Origin of the sequence: Achromobacter deleyi (assembly GCF_016127315.1) — a bacterium.
GTDB classification, from domain to species: Bacteria; Pseudomonadota; Gammaproteobacteria; order Burkholderiales; family Burkholderiaceae_B; genus Achromobacter; species Achromobacter insuavis_A.
Map to the genome: position 1 here is coordinate 5,856,674 of NZ_CP065997.1, position 15,327 is coordinate 5,872,000.

The 15,327-nt window shown below is 69.2% G+C and carries 18 protein-coding genes; 17 read left to right on the plus strand and 1 reads right to left on the minus strand.

Going from position 1 to position 15,327, the window contains the following annotated elements; translation table 11 throughout:
• The first annotated feature begins 24 nt into the window (after positions 1 to 24).
• Genes I6I07_RS26375 through I6I07_RS26390 form a run of 4 tightly spaced genes read left to right on the plus strand, consistent with a single transcriptional unit; the run spans position 25 to position 2,878 of the window.
• Entirely contained in the window at positions 25 to 378 is a 354-nt protein-coding gene (locus I6I07_RS26375) for a flagellar protein FliT (protein ID WP_035360316.1), read from the plus strand.
• Positions 375 to 1,742, plus strand: a complete 1,368-nt coding sequence (locus I6I07_RS26380) for a flagellar hook-length control protein FliK (protein WP_198484343.1) — start codon at positions 375 to 377, stop codon at positions 1,740 to 1,742. Before I6I07_RS26375 ends, I6I07_RS26380 begins: the two co-directional genes overlap by 4 nt.
• A complete protein-coding gene (locus I6I07_RS26385) occupies positions 1,742 to 2,056 on the plus strand; it encodes an EscU/YscU/HrcU family type III secretion system export apparatus switch protein (protein WP_006394467.1) in 315 nt (104 codons plus the stop codon). Before I6I07_RS26380 ends, I6I07_RS26385 begins: the two co-directional genes overlap by 1 nt.
• A 24-nt stretch (positions 2,057 to 2,080) precedes the next feature.
• Positions 2,081 to 2,878: a flagellar brake protein gene (locus tag I6I07_RS26390; RefSeq protein ID WP_198484344.1), complete on the plus strand. Its 798-nt coding sequence runs from the start codon at positions 2,081 to 2,083 to the stop codon at positions 2,876 to 2,878.
• Between the two features lie 364 nt (positions 2,879 to 3,242).
• Here I6I07_RS26390 and fliE read toward each other — a convergent pair whose 3' ends face one another.
• Positions 3,243 to 3,575 carry a flagellar hook-basal body complex protein FliE gene (gene fliE / locus I6I07_RS26395; RefSeq protein WP_035360311.1) on the minus strand — a complete coding sequence of 111 codons (333 nt, stop codon included), beginning with the start codon at positions 3,573 to 3,575 and terminating at the stop codon, positions 3,243 to 3,245.
• A 347-nt stretch (positions 3,576 to 3,922) separates the two neighbouring features.
• Between fliE and fliF the strand changes: the two genes are divergently transcribed.
• The 13 genes from fliF (at position 3,923) to fliR (ending at position 15,215) form a co-directional block, all read left to right on the plus strand.
• Entirely contained in the window at positions 3,923 to 5,596 is a 1,674-nt protein-coding gene (gene fliF / locus I6I07_RS26400; protein ID WP_198484345.1) for a flagellar basal-body MS-ring/collar protein FliF, read from the plus strand.
• Entirely contained in the window at positions 5,586 to 6,596 is a 1,011-nt protein-coding gene (gene fliG, locus I6I07_RS26405) for a flagellar motor switch protein FliG (RefSeq protein ID WP_035360309.1), read from the plus strand. Before fliF ends, fliG begins: the two co-directional genes overlap by 11 nt.
• Positions 6,589 to 7,332, plus strand: coding sequence for a flagellar assembly protein FliH (fliH, locus tag I6I07_RS26410; RefSeq protein ID WP_006394462.1), 744 nt, complete (start codon positions 6,589 to 6,591; stop codon positions 7,330 to 7,332). Before fliG ends, fliH begins: the two co-directional genes overlap by 8 nt.
• The gene (fliI, locus tag I6I07_RS26415; RefSeq protein ID WP_198484346.1) at positions 7,329 to 8,804 is read left to right on the plus strand and encodes a flagellar protein export ATPase FliI; all 1,476 of its coding nucleotides are present in this window, start codon (positions 7,329 to 7,331) and stop codon (positions 8,802 to 8,804) included. The genes fliH and fliI overlap by 4 nt, the downstream gene beginning before the upstream one ends.
• Positions 8,797 to 9,246, plus strand: a complete 450-nt coding sequence (gene fliJ / locus I6I07_RS26420) for a flagellar export protein FliJ (protein WP_006385228.1) — start codon at positions 8,797 to 8,799, stop codon at positions 9,244 to 9,246. The genes fliI and fliJ overlap by 8 nt, the downstream gene beginning before the upstream one ends.
• Before the next feature lie 20 nt (positions 9,247 to 9,266).
• On the plus strand, positions 9,267 to 10,625 hold the full coding sequence (locus I6I07_RS26425; RefSeq protein WP_198484347.1) for a flagellar hook-length control protein FliK: 1,359 nt from the start codon (positions 9,267 to 9,269) through the stop codon (positions 10,623 to 10,625).
• Positions 10,626 to 10,795: 170 nt separating this feature from the next.
• Positions 10,796 to 11,404: a flagellar basal body-associated FliL family protein gene (locus tag I6I07_RS26430; protein ID WP_198484348.1), complete on the plus strand. Its 609-nt coding sequence runs from the start codon at positions 10,796 to 10,798 to the stop codon at positions 11,402 to 11,404.
• Positions 11,405 to 11,406: 2 nt separating this feature from the next.
• Positions 11,407 to 12,414 (plus strand): flagellar motor switch protein FliM, encoded by a 1,008-nt coding sequence (fliM, locus tag I6I07_RS26435; RefSeq protein WP_198484349.1) that lies wholly within the window; start codon positions 11,407 to 11,409, stop codon positions 12,412 to 12,414.
• Positions 12,407 to 12,973 (plus strand): flagellar motor switch protein FliN, encoded by a 567-nt coding sequence (gene fliN / locus I6I07_RS26440; protein ID WP_198484350.1) that lies wholly within the window; start codon positions 12,407 to 12,409, stop codon positions 12,971 to 12,973. Before fliM ends, fliN begins: the two co-directional genes overlap by 8 nt.
• A 13-nt stretch (positions 12,974 to 12,986) precedes the next feature.
• Positions 12,987 to 13,310, plus strand: a complete 324-nt coding sequence (gene fliO, locus I6I07_RS26445) for a flagellar biosynthetic protein FliO (RefSeq protein ID WP_006394455.1) — start codon at positions 12,987 to 12,989, stop codon at positions 13,308 to 13,310.
• A gap of 20 nt (positions 13,311 to 13,330) precedes the next feature.
• Positions 13,331 to 14,113: a flagellar type III secretion system pore protein FliP gene (gene fliP / locus I6I07_RS26450; protein ID WP_198484351.1), complete on the plus strand. Its 783-nt coding sequence runs from the start codon at positions 13,331 to 13,333 to the stop codon at positions 14,111 to 14,113.
• Between the two features lie 9 nt (positions 14,114 to 14,122).
• Positions 14,123 to 14,392, plus strand: a complete 270-nt coding sequence (gene fliQ / locus I6I07_RS26455; RefSeq protein WP_025138879.1) for a flagellar biosynthesis protein FliQ — start codon at positions 14,123 to 14,125, stop codon at positions 14,390 to 14,392.
• 34 nt (positions 14,393 to 14,426) lie between these two features.
• Positions 14,427 to 15,215 carry a flagellar biosynthetic protein FliR gene (gene fliR, locus I6I07_RS26460; protein WP_198484352.1) on the plus strand — a complete coding sequence of 263 codons (789 nt, stop codon included), beginning with the start codon at positions 14,427 to 14,429 and terminating at the stop codon, positions 15,213 to 15,215.
• The last annotated feature ends 112 nt before the right edge of the window (positions 15,216 to 15,327 follow it).

The following is a 15,327-nucleotide window of genomic DNA, read 5'->3' on the forward strand; positions in this document are numbered from 1 at the left end:
AGCCATCGAACGCCCGAGATTTCCATGACGTCCCTTACCCAGTACTCATCCCCTATTCTGGAACACTACCAGGAGATCGCCCTCATCACGGGCGAGATGTTGACGGCCGCCCAGGCCGGCGACTGGGATACGGCGATGGCCCACGGGCAGCAATATTGCGAGCTGGTCGAACGCCTGCGGATCGCGGAACCGACCGCGCCACTGGACGAGGCCGGCCGCGCCATGAAGTACGACCTGCTGGTGCGCATCCTCGAAAACGACGCGCTCACGCGCGACCTGGCGCTCCCGCAACTGGCCCGGCTGGGCGAACTGCTGGGCCGCATGAAGCGCCAGCAGACGCTGCTGTCGGCCTACGGCTACCAGGCGCCTGAAGCATGAGCGTAGGTCCCGCGGCACTCGGCAACGTCCTAGTGCAGCGGTTGGACGCCGTGCTGGGCACGACGATGTCCGCCGCCAGCGCCAACCAGGTGTCGGGCGCGCGGCCGGATGCCGTCAGCCAGCCCGGCAACCTGGACAAGCCCGGCTCGGCCGACGGCTCCAATCGCGACCCACGGCAAGGCATCCAGACCGGCGGCGCCCGCGGCGACCGCCCGCCCACCGTCCTCGACGCCAAGACCGCCGCCGCGCTGGCGCTGGCCGCCCGTGGCCTGGTCACCAGCAGCGATACCACGGCTTCGGCCCCCACCACGCTGGGCACCACTGCCCGCGCGATCCTGTCGCTGCTGGCCCAATATCCCGACGCCGCGCCGGCGGTGCTGGGCCGCGCCCCCTTGTGGTCGCCCAACGCACCGGCGCAGGGTAGCGGCGCGCCGGCCCAACCGGGCGCCGGCCAACCCGCCGCGCAACCGGCGCAACCCGGACAACCCCAGGCCCCCGCCAGTGGCGCCGCGGCGCCCGCCACGACGCCGGCCGCCAGCGCGACCGCGGCCCTGGCCGCCGCCGCGGCAGCCACTGCCGACCTCGAAGCCGATACCCAGCTGGGCGCCAAGCCCGGCCGCCCTGGCGGCGCGGCTGACGCCCCCGGCGGCGCCAAGGGCGCCGACGCCACGACCCACGCCAGCCTGGCGGCGGCCGGACCGTCCGCCCGCGCGCTGGGCCAGGCGCTGCGCGTGGCGCTGCAGACCAGCGGCCTGTTCTACGAATCGCACCTGACCGACATGGTCTTCGGCCGCAGCAATCCGGCCCAGCTGCAGCAAGAGCCGCAAGCCAGGCTCACGCGCAGCGGCGTCCCCACCGAAGCCGACCTCGCCCGCCCGCGCGCCGACAGCGTCGGCACCTCCGCCAGCCGCTCCGGCGGCGATGCGCCGACGACGACGGGCGGCACCAACACCCCCGCGCCCGGCACGCCGGTCAGCGGCATCCACCAGGATCTCACCGTGCTGGTGCGCCAGCAGCTCGACGTGCTGGCCAACCAGGCATTGACCTGGCAGGGCGAAGCCTGGCCCGGCACCCCCATGGAGTGGGAAGTCGAGCGCGAGCCCTACGGCGGCGACCCGGAATCGGGCGTGCCCACCTGGGCCACCCGCCTGAAGCTGGACCTGCCCCGCCTGGGCCTGGTGGATGCGCGCCTGAACCTGGCCGGCGACCAGATCGTGCTGCAACTGGTCGCCCCGCACGGCGCGGCCGAGCTCAACGAGTCTTCGGACCAGTTGCGTTCACGCCTGCTGGCCGCCGGTCTCACGCTCAGCCACCTGGTGGTGAACGTGGTCGATCCGCGTCCCGTCATACCCACGGATTTCTGATGCGCACCGCCCCGCCGCCCGATCAGGGTCCCAACGCCAACCGCAACGCCGCGGTCGCGATCTCGTACGACGACAAGGATGCCGCCCCCCGGGTGGTGGCCAAGGGTTACGGCCAGCTGGCCGACACCATCGTGCGCGCCGCCGAGGAAAACGGACTCTACGTCCATGAATCGCGCGAACTCGTCGGTCTGCTGATGCAAGTGGACCTGGATGCGCATATTCCTCCCCAACTCTACGTAGCGGTGGCAGAATTGCTGGCCTGGCTGTATCGCCTCGAATCGCGCGAGCTTCCCGACGCCGCGCCGCCAGCCTGACCCCTATTTTCCAAGGACACCACTGTGTTGGATGCCAGCGATCCGGAATTCCTGCTCACGCGGCCGGAAGACATGCGCGCCGCCCTCTTCGAACTGACGCACCCCGACAGCCATATCCTGGTGCGCGACGCCGCCGATCGCGAGATGGCGGTGCTGGTGCTGGGCGCCGACAAGCAGACCCGCCAGTTCTTCTGGCGCCCGCGCGACTACGCCGGCGCCGACTTCGAACAGTCCGACAGCATGGGCCTGCTGAGCGGCACTACTTTCCATTTTCACGCCACCGCCTACGGCGGCGTGCAGATCCGCTTTCGCGTCGAGCGCCCCGAAGTCATCCATTTCGATGACGGCAGCGCCGCCCTGATGTCGCCCTTCCCCGAGCATCTGGCCCGCATCCAGCGCCGCAAGATGTTCCGCGCCTCGCTGATCACGAATGCCAACCGCTGCCAGGCGTCGTGGCAACCCGATCCGGCCGAAAAGCCGATCAGCTTCTCGGTGCGCGATCTGTCGGTGGACGGCGTCGGCCTGCGGGTGGAAATGGCGGTGCAGGCCCTGCCGGAACGCGGCTCGGTGCTGGAAGACGTGCGGCTGGATTTCGGCGACCTGGGCAAGCTCAGCGCGCACCTTCAAGTGCGCAATGTGTACCCGATTTCGGGCCAACCCATGGTCCAGGCCGACAGCCCCGACGAACCGGCGCCGACCCACGTGTCGCTGACCGGCGAACCGCCCATGAGCCATCTGGGCGCAGTGTTCCTGAACCTGGATGCGCGGCAGGAAAACTGGCTGCAACAGGTCGTCTGGCGCCTGGAAAAAAACGCAAGGTAGTGTTGCCCCCACGCGGCGCACGCGGCGCGTGCTTGCTGCCCCCCCGAGGGGGCTGCCCCGCCTTCGGGCGGCCGGGCGGCGGGGCGGGTGTTGTGGGCCCCCACGCGGCACACGCGTAGCGTGCTTGCTGCCCCCGAGGGGGCGGCCCCGCCTTCGGGCGGCCGGGCGGCGGGGCGGCTGTTGTGGGCCCCCACGCGGCACACGCGTAGCGTGCTTGCTGCCCCCCGAGGGGGCGGCCCCGCCTTCGGGCGGCCGGGCGGCGGGGCGGCTGTTCTAGCCGGCGGTGGTGACGGGGCCCGAGCGCCGCACGACACCCTTGCTTGCGGGCGATGCCGAACTTGTCTTTGCAGCCCCGCCTGGGCCGTTACACGGCCATCGACGAGATTTCCTTGTAGGCCGCGACCAGCTTGTTGCGGACCTGGACGGCCGTCTGGAAGCCGATGCTGGCTTTTTGCAGGTCGATCATCACGTCGTTGAGCGACACGTCGGGCGCGCCCATTTCGAAGGCCTTGGCCTGCGCCGTGGCGGCATTCTGCGCGCCGGTGACGCGGCGGATGGAGCGTTGCAGCTCGGCGGCGAAGCCGTCGGGCTGCGCCACGGCCTCGCCGGCGGCCAGGTTGCCGGTTTCGGCCTTGGTGACGGCCACGCGCATCTGCTGGAGCATGCTCTCGATGCCGGACAAGCCTGATACAGCCATTACGTTATTCCTTGCAGGTGGGGCGTGGACTACGCCAACAATGCACGCAGCGTAACCCGGCAACCCCGGCGTCATAGCGGTTAAAAGCCGCCAAAACACCCGATATTTCCCCCAATGCGCGGCCCCCGCCGGCGTCCGCCGCCGCCCTGCCCGTCCCGCCGCCACGGTCGCTTGTCTACATAGGGGATAAGTAACGCCAAAAAACCGCTGTTTTCGACGATTGGGTTTGCTAACGCAGCAGCAATAATCCAGGCTCTCCCCAGACCAGAAGCACGTTGCATGTGTAATCTGCCCCACCCGAACATGAAGTCATTTTCCCTGCTCCGCGAAGCCAGCGGGAGCCGCCAATGAATCAGCAGGCTACCCTGAGCGCGTCGCTACTGGCGAAGTTTCCCGTGTTGGAAAAGATACGCGCCCTGCCCAAGCCGGTCCTGCTGGGCGCGGCAGCCGCCGTGGTCGCGCTCATCGTCGCCGTGGCGATGTGGAGCAGCGAGCCCAAGTACAAGGTGCTGTTCTCGAACCTGGACGACCGCGACGGCGGCGCCATCGTGACGGCCCTGGGCACCATGAACGTGCCCTACAAGTACAACGACACCGGCACCGCCCTGCTGGTGCCGGCCGATCGCGTCTATGACGCCCGGCTGCAGCTGGCGTCCCAGGGCCTGCCGCGCGGCGGCTCGGTCGGCTTCGAGCTGATGGACAACGCCCGCTTCGGCGCCAGCCAGTTCGCCGAGCAGATCAACTACCAGCGCGGCCTGGAAGGCGAGCTGGCGCGCTCGATCGAATCCATGCACACCGTGCAGCACGCCCGCGTGCACCTGGCCATGCCGCGCCAGTCGCTGTTCGTGCGCGAACGCCAGCCGCCGACCGCCTCGGTGCTGCTGAATGTCTACCCCGGCCGCAGCCTGAGCGATGCCCAGGTTTCGGCCATTTCGTGGCTGGTCGCCTCCAGCGTGCCCGAACTGACGGCCGAGAACGTCTCGGTCGTCGACCAGAACGGCCGCCTGCTGTCCTCGCCGCTGGGCGAAGGCCGTGGCATGGACGCCGACCAGACGCGCATGGTCCGCGAAACCGAACAGCGCACCGTCGAACGCATCCTGACCATCCTCAATCCGCTGGTCGGCCCGGGCAACGTGCACGCCCAGGCCAGCGCCGAAATGGACTTCGCCCGCCGCGAGGAAACCTCCGAGGTCTACCGTCCCAACCAGGAACCCGGCCAGGCCGCCATCCGCAGCCAGCAGACCAGCGACCAGAACCAACGCGGCGTCAATCCCGCCCAGGGCGTGCCTGGCGCGCTGTCCAACCAGCCGCCGGGCAACGCCCAGGCGCCCATCGCCAATCCGCCGCAGACCCAGCCGCCGCGCCCGGGCCAGCCGCAACAGCAAGGCCAGCAACAACAGCAGCAACAGACGACCACCGGCGCCCAGAACGCCGGCGGCACCATCAACGACCGCCGCGACGCCACCACCAACTACGAAGTCGACCGCACCATCAGCCACATCAAGCAGCCGGTCGGCACGGTCAAGCGCCTGTCGGTCGCCGTGGTGGTGAACTACGTGCGCGACAAGGACGGCGACCTCAAGGCCCTGCCGCCGGAAGAACTGAGCAAGCTGACCAACCTCGTGCGCGAGGCGATGGGCTACTCGGAAAGCCGCGGCGATTCGCTGAACCTGGTCAACAGCCAGTTCAACGACGGCCCGCCGGCGCTGCCGATGTGGCGCGATCCGGAAATGATCTCGCTGTTCAAGACCATCCTGGCATGGCTGGTCGGTGGTGTGCTGGCCCTGTGGCTGTACCGCAAGGTGCGCCGTTCGGTGGGCGACTACCTGTACCCGCCGGTTGATCCGGAAGTGGCCGAGGCCGAACGCATCGAAGCCCAGCGCGAGGCCCAGGACATGGCTCGCGCCAAGGAAACCGACCGTTACCAGGACAACCTGGAACGCGCCCGCACGATGGCGAACAAGGATCCGCGCGCCGTCGCGATGGTCCTGCGCACCTGGATGACCAAAGATGAAAAATGATGCCAAGCCGATGGACGGCATGACGCGCAGCGCCGTCCTGATGATGTCGCTGGGTGAAGACGCCGCCGCCGAGGTCTTCAAGTACCTCTCCGCCCGCGAAGTCCAGCAGGTCGGCGCCGCCATGGCCAGCCTCAAGCAGGTCACCCGCAACGACGTCGCCGTGGTGCTGGAGGAATTCCGCCAGGAAGCCGACCAGTTCATGGCCGTCACGCTGGGTTCGGACGACTACATCCGCACCGTGCTGACCAAGGCGCTGGGCAGCGACCGCGCCGCCGGCCTGATCGAAGACATCCTGGAAGCCGGCGAAGGCGGCAGCGGCATCGACGCGCTGAACTGGCTCGACCCGCACACCGTGGCCGAACTGATCGGCGACGAGCACCCGCAGATCATCGCCACCATCCTGGTGCACCTGGAGCGCGACCGCGCCGCCGGCGTGCTGGCGCTGCTGACCGACCGCCTGCGCAACGACGTCATGCTGCGCATCGCCACCTTCGGCGGCGTGCAGCCGGCCGCCCTGTCGGAACTGACCGAAGTGCTCAATTCCGTGCTGGCCGGCCAGGGCGCCAAGCGCAGCAAGATGGGCGGCGTGCGCACTGCGGCCGAGATTCTCAACATGATGAATTCGGCCGAAGAGGAAACCGTGGTCGCCAGCCTGCGCGAACGCGACAACGACCTGGCGCAGAAGATCATCGACGAGATGTTCGTGTTCGACAACCTGCTCGACGTCGAGGACCGCGCCATCCAGCTCATCCTCAAGGAAATCGACAACGACACGCTCATGGTCGCGCTCAAGGGCGCCCAGGAAGAACTGCGCGCCAAGTTCCTGCGCAACATGTCCAGCCGCGCCGCCGAAATGCTGCGCGAGGACCTGGAAGCGCAAGGCCCGATCCGCATGTCGAAGGTCGAGACCGAGCAGAAGAAGATCCTGCAGATCGCCCGCCGCCTGGCCGAGAGCGGCCAGATCGTCCTGGGCAACTCCGGAGACGACGCGTATGTCTGAAGCGGATACCGGCCAGTCGACGCTCATCTCGCGCAGTGCCGCCTGGCGGCGCTGGCAGATGCTGTCGTTCGACGAGCCGCCGCCCGTCGAAGTCGAACCCGAGCCGGAACCCGATCCGGGCCCCGACCCCGAAGTGGTGATGGCCCAGCTGCGCGCCCAGGCCAGCGCCGAAGGCCACGCGGCCGGTCATGCGCAGGGTCACGCCGAAGGCCTGGCCGCCGGCCATGCCGAAGGCCATGAGGCCGGCCTCGCCGCCGGCCGCGAAGCCGGCTACGCCGAGGGCCTGGCCCAGGCCCGCGAACAAGGCGCCGAGGAAGCCCGGCGCCTGCACGCGCTGGTGCAGGCCTGCGCCGAATCGGTCGGCTCGCTCGAAGAAAAAATGGGCCAGAGCCTGCTGACGCTGGCGCTGGACATCGCCCAGCAGGTCGTGCGCACCACCCTGGCCGAGCAGCCCGACACCGTGGCCAGCGCCGTGCGTGAAGTGCTGCACATCAACCCCACCGCCGGTGGCCAGATGCGCCTGTGGGCCAACCCCGCCGACATCGAGCTGATCCGCCTGCACCTGGCCGACGAACTCAAGGAAGGCCACTGGCGCGTGCTGGCCGACGAATCCATCGCGCGCGGCGGCTGCCGCGCCGAGACGCCGTTCGGCGACATCGACGCCACCTTGCAGACCCGCTGGCGCCGCGTCGCGGCCTCGCTGGGCCGCAATGTCCACTGGGAGGATCCGGCGTGAGCGCCAATCCGGCCCCCGCGCAGCCCGGCCAACCGGCCGTGCCCGTGATCGACCGCTGGCAGACCCAGCTGCAGATCGGGTCGATCCGCGCCGCCTCGACCGACCCCTGGCTGGTCAGCGGCAAGATCACGCGCGCCACGGGCCTGGTGCTGCACGCCACCGGACTGCGCCTGCCGGTGGGCGCCGCCGCCCGCATCGAGATCGCGCGCGGCCATGACCACTGGGCCGACGCCGAAGTGGTCGGTTTCGACGGCCACACCCTGTACCTGATGCCGCAGGCCGATATTTCCGGCCTGCCGCCCGGCGCCCGCGTGGTGCCCGGCGAACCGCCCGTGCAACGCCAGATCCCGCTGCCGCGCAAGGCCGAGCTGAACGGCAACGCCAAGCCGCAGCTGGGCCGCCACCTGCCGGTGGGCAACGCCCTGCTCGGCCGCGTGCTCGACGGCGCCGGCCGGCCGCTGGACGGCCTGGGCCCGCTGACGGGCGCCGAACTGGCGCCGCTGTCGGCGCTGCCGATCAACCCGCTGTCGCGCGCCCCGATCGACACCGTGCTGGATACCGGCGTGCGCGCCATCAACGGCTTGCTCACCGTCGGCCGCGGCCAGCGCATGGGCCTGTTCGCCGGCTCCGGCGTCGGCAAGAGCGTGCTGCTGGGTATGATGGCCCGCTACACCAAGGCCGACGTCATCGTGGTCGGCCTGATCGGCGAACGCGGCCGCGAAGTCAAGGAATTCATCGAGCACAATCTGGGCCCCGAGGGCCTGGCGCGCTCGGTGGTGGTGGCCGCCCCGGCCGACGTCTCGGCGCTGCTGCGCCTGCAGGGCGCGGCCTACGCCACGCGCCTGGCGGAACACTTCCGCGACCAGGGCCTGGACGTGCTGCTGATCATGGACTCGCTCACCCGCTACGCCATGGCGCAACGCGAAATCGCGCTGGCCATCGGCGAGCCGCCCGCCACCAAGGGCTATCCGCCGTCGGTGTTCGCCAAGCTGCCGATGCTGGTGGAACGCGCCGGCATGGGCGCGCCCGGCCCCAGCGGCAAGGCCGGCTCGATCACTGCTTTCTATACGGTGCTGGCCGAGGGCGACGACCAGCAGGATCCGATCGCCGACTCGGCGCGCGCCATCCTGGACGGCCACGTGGTGCTGTCGCGCCACCTGGCCGAGGCCGGCCACTACCCCGCCATCGACATCGAGGCTTCGATCTCGCGCGCCATGACCTCGCTGATCACGCAGCAGCAGTTCTCGGTGGTGCGCCGTTTCAAGCAAACGCTGTCGCGCTACCAGCGCAACCGCGACCTGATCGCCGTGGGCGCCTACGCCGCCGGCAACGACCCGCAGCTGGACGATGCCATCGCCCGCTACCCGCGCCTCGAAGCCTTCCTGCAACAGGATATCGGCGAGAACGTCGGCTACGAGGACGCGGTCGAGCAACTGCGCGCCAGCTTTGAATTGAGGGACACCTATGCCTAGCCAATTGCCCCTGGACATGCTGATCAACCTGGCCAAGGAGAGCACGGACGAAGCCGCCCGCCTGCTTGGCCGCCTCAGCACCGAACGCACCAACGCCGAACGCCAGCTCGGCATGCTGCAGGACTATCGCCAGGACTACCTGGAACGCCTGCAGCAGGCCATGACCACCGGCATGTCGGCCAGCGATTGCCACAATTACCAGCGCTTCATCGGCACCCTGGACGACGCCATCGGCCAGCAGCAGAACGTGCTGCGCCAGGCCGACGAGAACCTGGCCAAGGGCCGGCTCTACTGGCAGCAGGAAAAGCGCAAGCTCAACTCGTACGACGCCCTGGCGCAGCGCGAATTGCGCGCCCAGGCCGTGGTCGAATCCCGCCGCGAACAGCGCGCCAACGACGAATACTCCGCCCGCCTGGTCCAGCGCCAGGCCGGGATGCATTAATTGCCCACAGGAAGCCCGCCATGACCGCTCCCCTGCCCACTCCCGCCATCGCGCCCGCCGCGCCGTCCTCGCTCGCCGACACCCTCGGCGCCAAGGCCGCGCCGGCCACGACCAAAAAGGGTCCGTCCTTCTCCGACGTGCTGGCCCAGCAGCGCCCCAATCCGTCCGCCGACGCGCGCCCTGCCGCCAACAGCGGCGCCAAGACGCCGGCCGGCGGCAAGAATTCCGGTGACGCCGCCGGCAACGCCGAGGACGCCGCCGCCCAGGTCATCGACAACGCCGTGCAGACCGCCACCCAGGCCGAAGCCGGCGCGCTCGCCGTCGCCGCGCAGCAGCCGGCCGCGCCGGTGCTGCCGCAGCAGGCGCTGGAGATCGCCGCCCAGGCCGCCGAACAGGTGCAGCTGGCGCGTGGCACCGCGCAGGCCGCCGCCACCGCCGTCAGCGCCGGCGCCGCCGTGGTGCAGGCCGCCCTGACCGCCAACGACGCCATCGCCACGCCGCGCGCGCCGGTGGCCGCCACCGCGCAGCAGGCCGAAGCCGCCGCCGCGCTGGCCAGCCGCGATGCACAGGTCGCCCAGCCGGTGGTCACCGCCGCGGTCAAGCCCGGCTCCGCTCCGGTGGTGGAGACCGCCGCCAAGGCCGCGCCCGCCGCCGAATTGCCGCGCCCCGCGCCCGAAGCCGCCCAGCCCCGCGCCGCCAACGTGCGCGTGGCCGCCGCCGAGCCGACGCCGGCCGCGCCGCAGCACGCGCGCACCGAAGAGGAATCCAACGCGCCGGTGCTCAGCACCGCGCAGCAATTCCAGGTGCCGCAGCATGCCGCCAATGCCCAGGATCACCTGGCCCAGGCCATCGCCGCCGCCTCGCAGCGCCAGCAGCCCGCGCCCATCGCCAACCCCGCCAGCGTCGCCGTGCCCAACGTGCCGGTCGTGCTGCAGGTCGCCACCCCCGTGGGCGGCACCCACTGGGGCACCGAACTGGGCCAGCAGATGGTCGTCATGAGCAACAACGTGCGCCAGGGCACCCAGACCGCCGAACTGCGCCTGGACCCGCCCGATCTCGGCCCGCTGCGCGTCAGCATCAACCTGGCCGACGGCGTGGCCAGCGCGTCGTTCGTCTCGGCCCACGCCTCGGTGCGCCAGGCCATCGAAACCGCGATTCCGCAGCTGCAGCAGGCGCTGGCCCAGGCCGGCATCTCGCTGGGCCAGACCAGCGTCGGTGAACAGGCCGCGCAACAGGAATTCGCGCAGCAGAATGGCGGCGGTTCGCAGCGCCAGGGTGGCGGCAACGGCGCCGCCGTGGCCGACGGCGCGATCGATGGCCAAGCGGTCGCCGTGACCACGTCGCGCAACGCCAATGCGCTGGTCGACACCTTCGCGTAACAATCGCGCGGCCCGCGGCTGGCAACGGTTGCGGGCGGTGCAGCAATAGCTTGAGATACGCGGCTTTCGCCCTGTTTTTCGCCTCCAAGCCGGGGGCGCATTTCGGGCAGAATGCTTTCATCCACTAAGAATCCGTTTTCATCAGCGGCAAAACACGCATCGACACCGAGATGGCGACTTCCAAACCCACAACCATGCCGCCGCGCGGCGCGCTTCCGACACGCTCCGGCGGCATTGGCCGAATCCTTCGCCCGTTGCTCATGATATTGGTGCTGTTGCTGGTGGCGGCCGCGAGCGCGGGCGCGACCTGGTTCGTCGCGCAGCGCATGCAGCCGCAAGGCGGCGCGCCGGTGCAACTGGGCGTCGGCCAGACCGGCGGCCAGCCGGGCCAACCCGGCGTCGCGGGTCCGCAAGCCACGCCGACCACCTTCGTCGCCCCGCCCACCACCCCGGCCGCGGTGCCCGCGCCGATCTTCGTGCCGATCGAGGCCTTCACGGTCACGCTGCAGAACGCCGACACCGAGCGCATCATGCACGTCGGCCTGACCCTGCGCGTCAGCGACGAGCAGACCCGCATCCGCCTCGAAAAGTACATGCCTGAAGTGCGCAGCCGCATCCTGATGGTGCTGTCTTCGCAATCGCCCACCGGCGTGCAGACGCAACAAGGCAAGACCGATATGGCCAACGCCATCAAGCAAGCCGTCAATCGCCCGTTCGCGCCCCTGCCGGACGGCCAGTATGTCACCGACGTACTGTATACGGCGTTCGTGGTGCAATAAGCATGGCCTACGAGGCGTTTCTTTCGCAGGACGAAGTCGACGCGCTGCTGGCCGGCGTCACGGGCGAGAGCGACAGCAAAAAGGAATCCGCGGGCCCCAACGACGGCGCCCGTGCCTATGACCTGAGCTCGCCGGACCGCGTGGTGCGCCGGCGCATGCAGACGCTGGAACTCATCAACGAACGCTTTGCGCGCCAGATGCGCAGCGTGTTGCTGAACTTCATGCGCCGCAGCGCCGACATCACCGTCGGTTCCATCAAGATCCAGAAGTACGCGGACTTCGAACGCAACCTGCCCGTGCCCAGCAACCTGAACATGGTTCAGATGAAACCGCTGCGCGGCACGGCCCTGTTCACCTACGACCCGAACCTGGTGTTCCTGGTCATCGACAGCCTGTTCGGCGGCGATGGCCGCTACCACACGCGGGTCGAGGGCCGGGACTTCACCACCACCGAACAGCGCATCATCCGGCGCCTGCTCAACCTGACCCTGGAAAGCTACGGCAAGTCCTGGGACCCCGTCTATCCGATCGAGTTCGACTATGTCCGCTCGGAGATGCACACCAAGTTCGCCAGCATCACCGGCAACAATGAAGTGGTGGTCGTCACCTCGTTCCACATCGAATTCGGCGCGACCGGCGGCGACCTGAACATCTGCCTGCCCTACTCCATGATCGAGCCGGTGCGTGACCTGCTCACGCGCCCGCTGCAGGAAACCACGCTGGAAGAAGTGGACCAGCGCTGGTCGCAACAGCTTTCGCGCCAGGTGCGCAGTGCCGACATCGACGTGGTCGCCGAATTCGCGCGCATTCCGTCCAATATCCGCGAATTGATGCGCATGAAGGTCGGCGACATCCTGCCCGTGGATGTGCCGCAGACCGTCACCGCCCATGTCGACGGCGTGCCGCTGATGGAATGCGGCTACGGCGTCTTTAACGGCCAGTACGCCCTGCGCGTGCAGAACATGTTTACCTACGATACCGAATCTAACGAGGCCCCCGACCATGACTGACAAGAACGAGCCCGGCTCCGGCTCGTCCCCGGCCGACGACTGGGCCGACGCGCTCGCCGAACAATCCCGCGCCAATCCGCCCACCCAGGCGGATGGCCTGAAGCCCGCCCAGGACGACTGGGCCGCCGCCATGGCCGAGCAGACCGCCGCCACGCCGCCCGCCGCGGCCGCCGCGCCGGCGCCGGCGCCTGCCCCCGCAGCCCCCGCTGCGCCCGCCCCGGCCGCGCCCGCCGCGCAATCGGCCGCGCAGTCGGTGTTCAAGCCTCTGGCCGGCGCGGCGCCGGGCACCGGCACCGATATCGACCTGATCATGGACGTGCCCGTCCAGCTGACGGTCGAGCTGGGCCGCACCCGCCTGACCATCAAGAACCTGCTGCAACTGGGCCAGGGCTCGGTGGTCGAACTGGACGGCCTGGCCGGCGAGCCGATGGACATCTTCGTCAACGGCTACCTGATTGCACAGGGCGAAGTGGTGGTGGTGGAAGACAAGTACGGCATTCGCCTGACCGACATCATCACCCCGTCCGAACGCATCAACCGCCTCAACAACCGTCGTTGACCCCGCGTCCGTGATGAACGACTCCGCCCTGCTGCGCGTCATCATCGGCCTGGTGCTGGTGCTGGCGGCCATCCTGGCCGCGGCCTGGCTGGCGCGCCGCGCCGGCCTGACGCAGCGCGGCGGCGGCAACCTGCTCAAGCAGGTCGCCAGCCTGCCGATCGGCGCGCGGCAGAGCATCGTCGTGGTCGAGATCGAAAATACCTGGGTGGTCGTGGGCGTCAGCCCCGGCCAGATCACTCCCCTGCATACCCTGCCTGCCGGCGAACTGCCGCAAGCCGCGACCTTGCCCACCGCCGCCTTCGCGGCCAAGCTGGGCCAGGCGCTCAAGCGCCGCTAGGCGGCGCGCGTTTCCACACCATGAGCTTGCCGACCCCTTCCCGCGCCCGCCGCAGCGCGCTGCCCCTGCTGGGCGCCGCCGCCCTGCTCGGCCTGGCCCTGTTTCCGGCCGGCGTCATCGCCCAGGCCACCCTGCCGGCCCTGACCGCCACGCCCGGCCCGAACGGCTCCGCGACCTATTCGCTCAGCATGCAGACGCTGCTGCTGATGACGTCGCTGTCGTTCCTGCCGGCGGCGCTGCTGATGATGACCGGCTTCACCCGCATCATCATCGTGCTGGGCCTGCTGCGCAGCGCCATGGGCACCGCGATGTCGCCGCCCAACCACGTGCTGATCGGGCTGGCGCTGTTCCTGACCTTCTATACGATGTCGCCGGTGTTCGACAAGATCTACACCGACGCCTACAAGCCACTGTCCGAGGGCTCGATCCAGTTCGAGGCCGCGGTCGAGCGCGCCGCGGGCCCGCTGCGCACCTTCATGCTGCACCAGACCCGCGAGAACGACCTGGCGCTGTTCGCCAACCTGGCCAAGCAGCCGGCGCTGGAAGATCCGTCGCAGGTGCCGCTGCGCATCCTGGTGCCGGCCTTCATCACCAGCGAACTCAAGACCGCCTTCCAGATCGGCTTCACCATCTTCATTCCGTTCCTCATCATCGACCTGGTGGTCGCCAGCGTGCTGATGGCGCTGGGCATGATGATGGTGCCGCCCGTGACCGTGGCGCTGCCGTTCAAGCTGATGCTGTTCGTGCTGGCCGACGGCTGGAACCTGCTGATGGGCTCGCTGGCCCAGAGCTTCTACCAATAGGGAATCGCCATGACCGCCGAAACCGTCATGACCATGACCTACCAGGCGATGAAAGTCGCGCTGGCGATGGCCGGCCCGCTGCTGATCATCACCCTGATCGTGGGCCTGGTGATCAGCATCTTCCAGGCCGCCACGCAGATCAACGAAATGACGCTGTCGTTCATCCCCAAACTGCTGGCCATGTGCGGCGTGCTGGTGCTGCTGGGCCCCTGGCTGATCGGCATCATGGTCGACTACATCCGCCAGCTCATCGGCCAGATCCCCGGCCTGGTGTCGTAGCGGCGCGCGCCGCCGGCCCCCGGGACGCGTCCCCATGTTCTCCTTCACCATCGAGCAGCTGAATGGCTGGATCGGCCAGTTCCTCTGGCCGTTCGTGCGCATCCTGGCGCTGGTGGGCACGGCTCCCCTCTTCTCCGAATCCACGGTCCCGGTCAAGGTCAAGATCGGCCTGGCCTTCGTGCTGGCGGTCGCCGTCAGCCCGGCGCTCGACCCCGCGCCGCCCATCGCGCCAGGCTCGTTCGCCGGCCTCTGGATGGTGATGCAGCAGGTGCTGATCGGCATCGCCATGGGCTTTTCCATGCGCCTGGTGTTCGCGGCCGTGCAGACCGCCGGCGAATTCGTCGGCCTGCAGATGGGCCTGTCGTTCGCCTCGTTCTTCGATCCCAGCACTGGCGCCAACACCGCGGTGTTGTCGCGCCTGTTCAACATCGTGGCGATGCTGACGTTCCTGGCGCTGGACGGCCACCTGCTGGTGCTGGCGGCCCTGGTGCGCTCGTTCGACACCCTGCCGGTGGCGGCGATCCAGCTGCACCAGAATGGCTGGGGCGTGGTGGTGGAATGGGGCAAGACCGTGTTCGTGTCCGGCCTGCTGCTGGCCCTGCCGCTGATCTGCGCGCTGCTGACCATCAACCTGGCGATGGGCATCCTGAACCGCGCCGCGCCGCAGCTGTCGGTGTTCTCGGTGGGTTTCCCGGTCAGCCTGATCGTGGGCGTGGTGCTGCTGACCGTGGTGCTGCCCAATGCCGGCCCGTTCCTGGAATCGCTGTTCGAATCCGGCCTGTCGGAGATGAGCCGGGTCGTCGACGCACTGGCCGGCAGATAGCGCCCCGATCGCGTCCGGGCCTGCGCAGTGCGCGGCGCCTTTTTCAGCGCGAACAATCCCGGGCAAAACGATGCCCACAAAAAAAACCGGCTCGAGGGCCGGTTTTTTCATG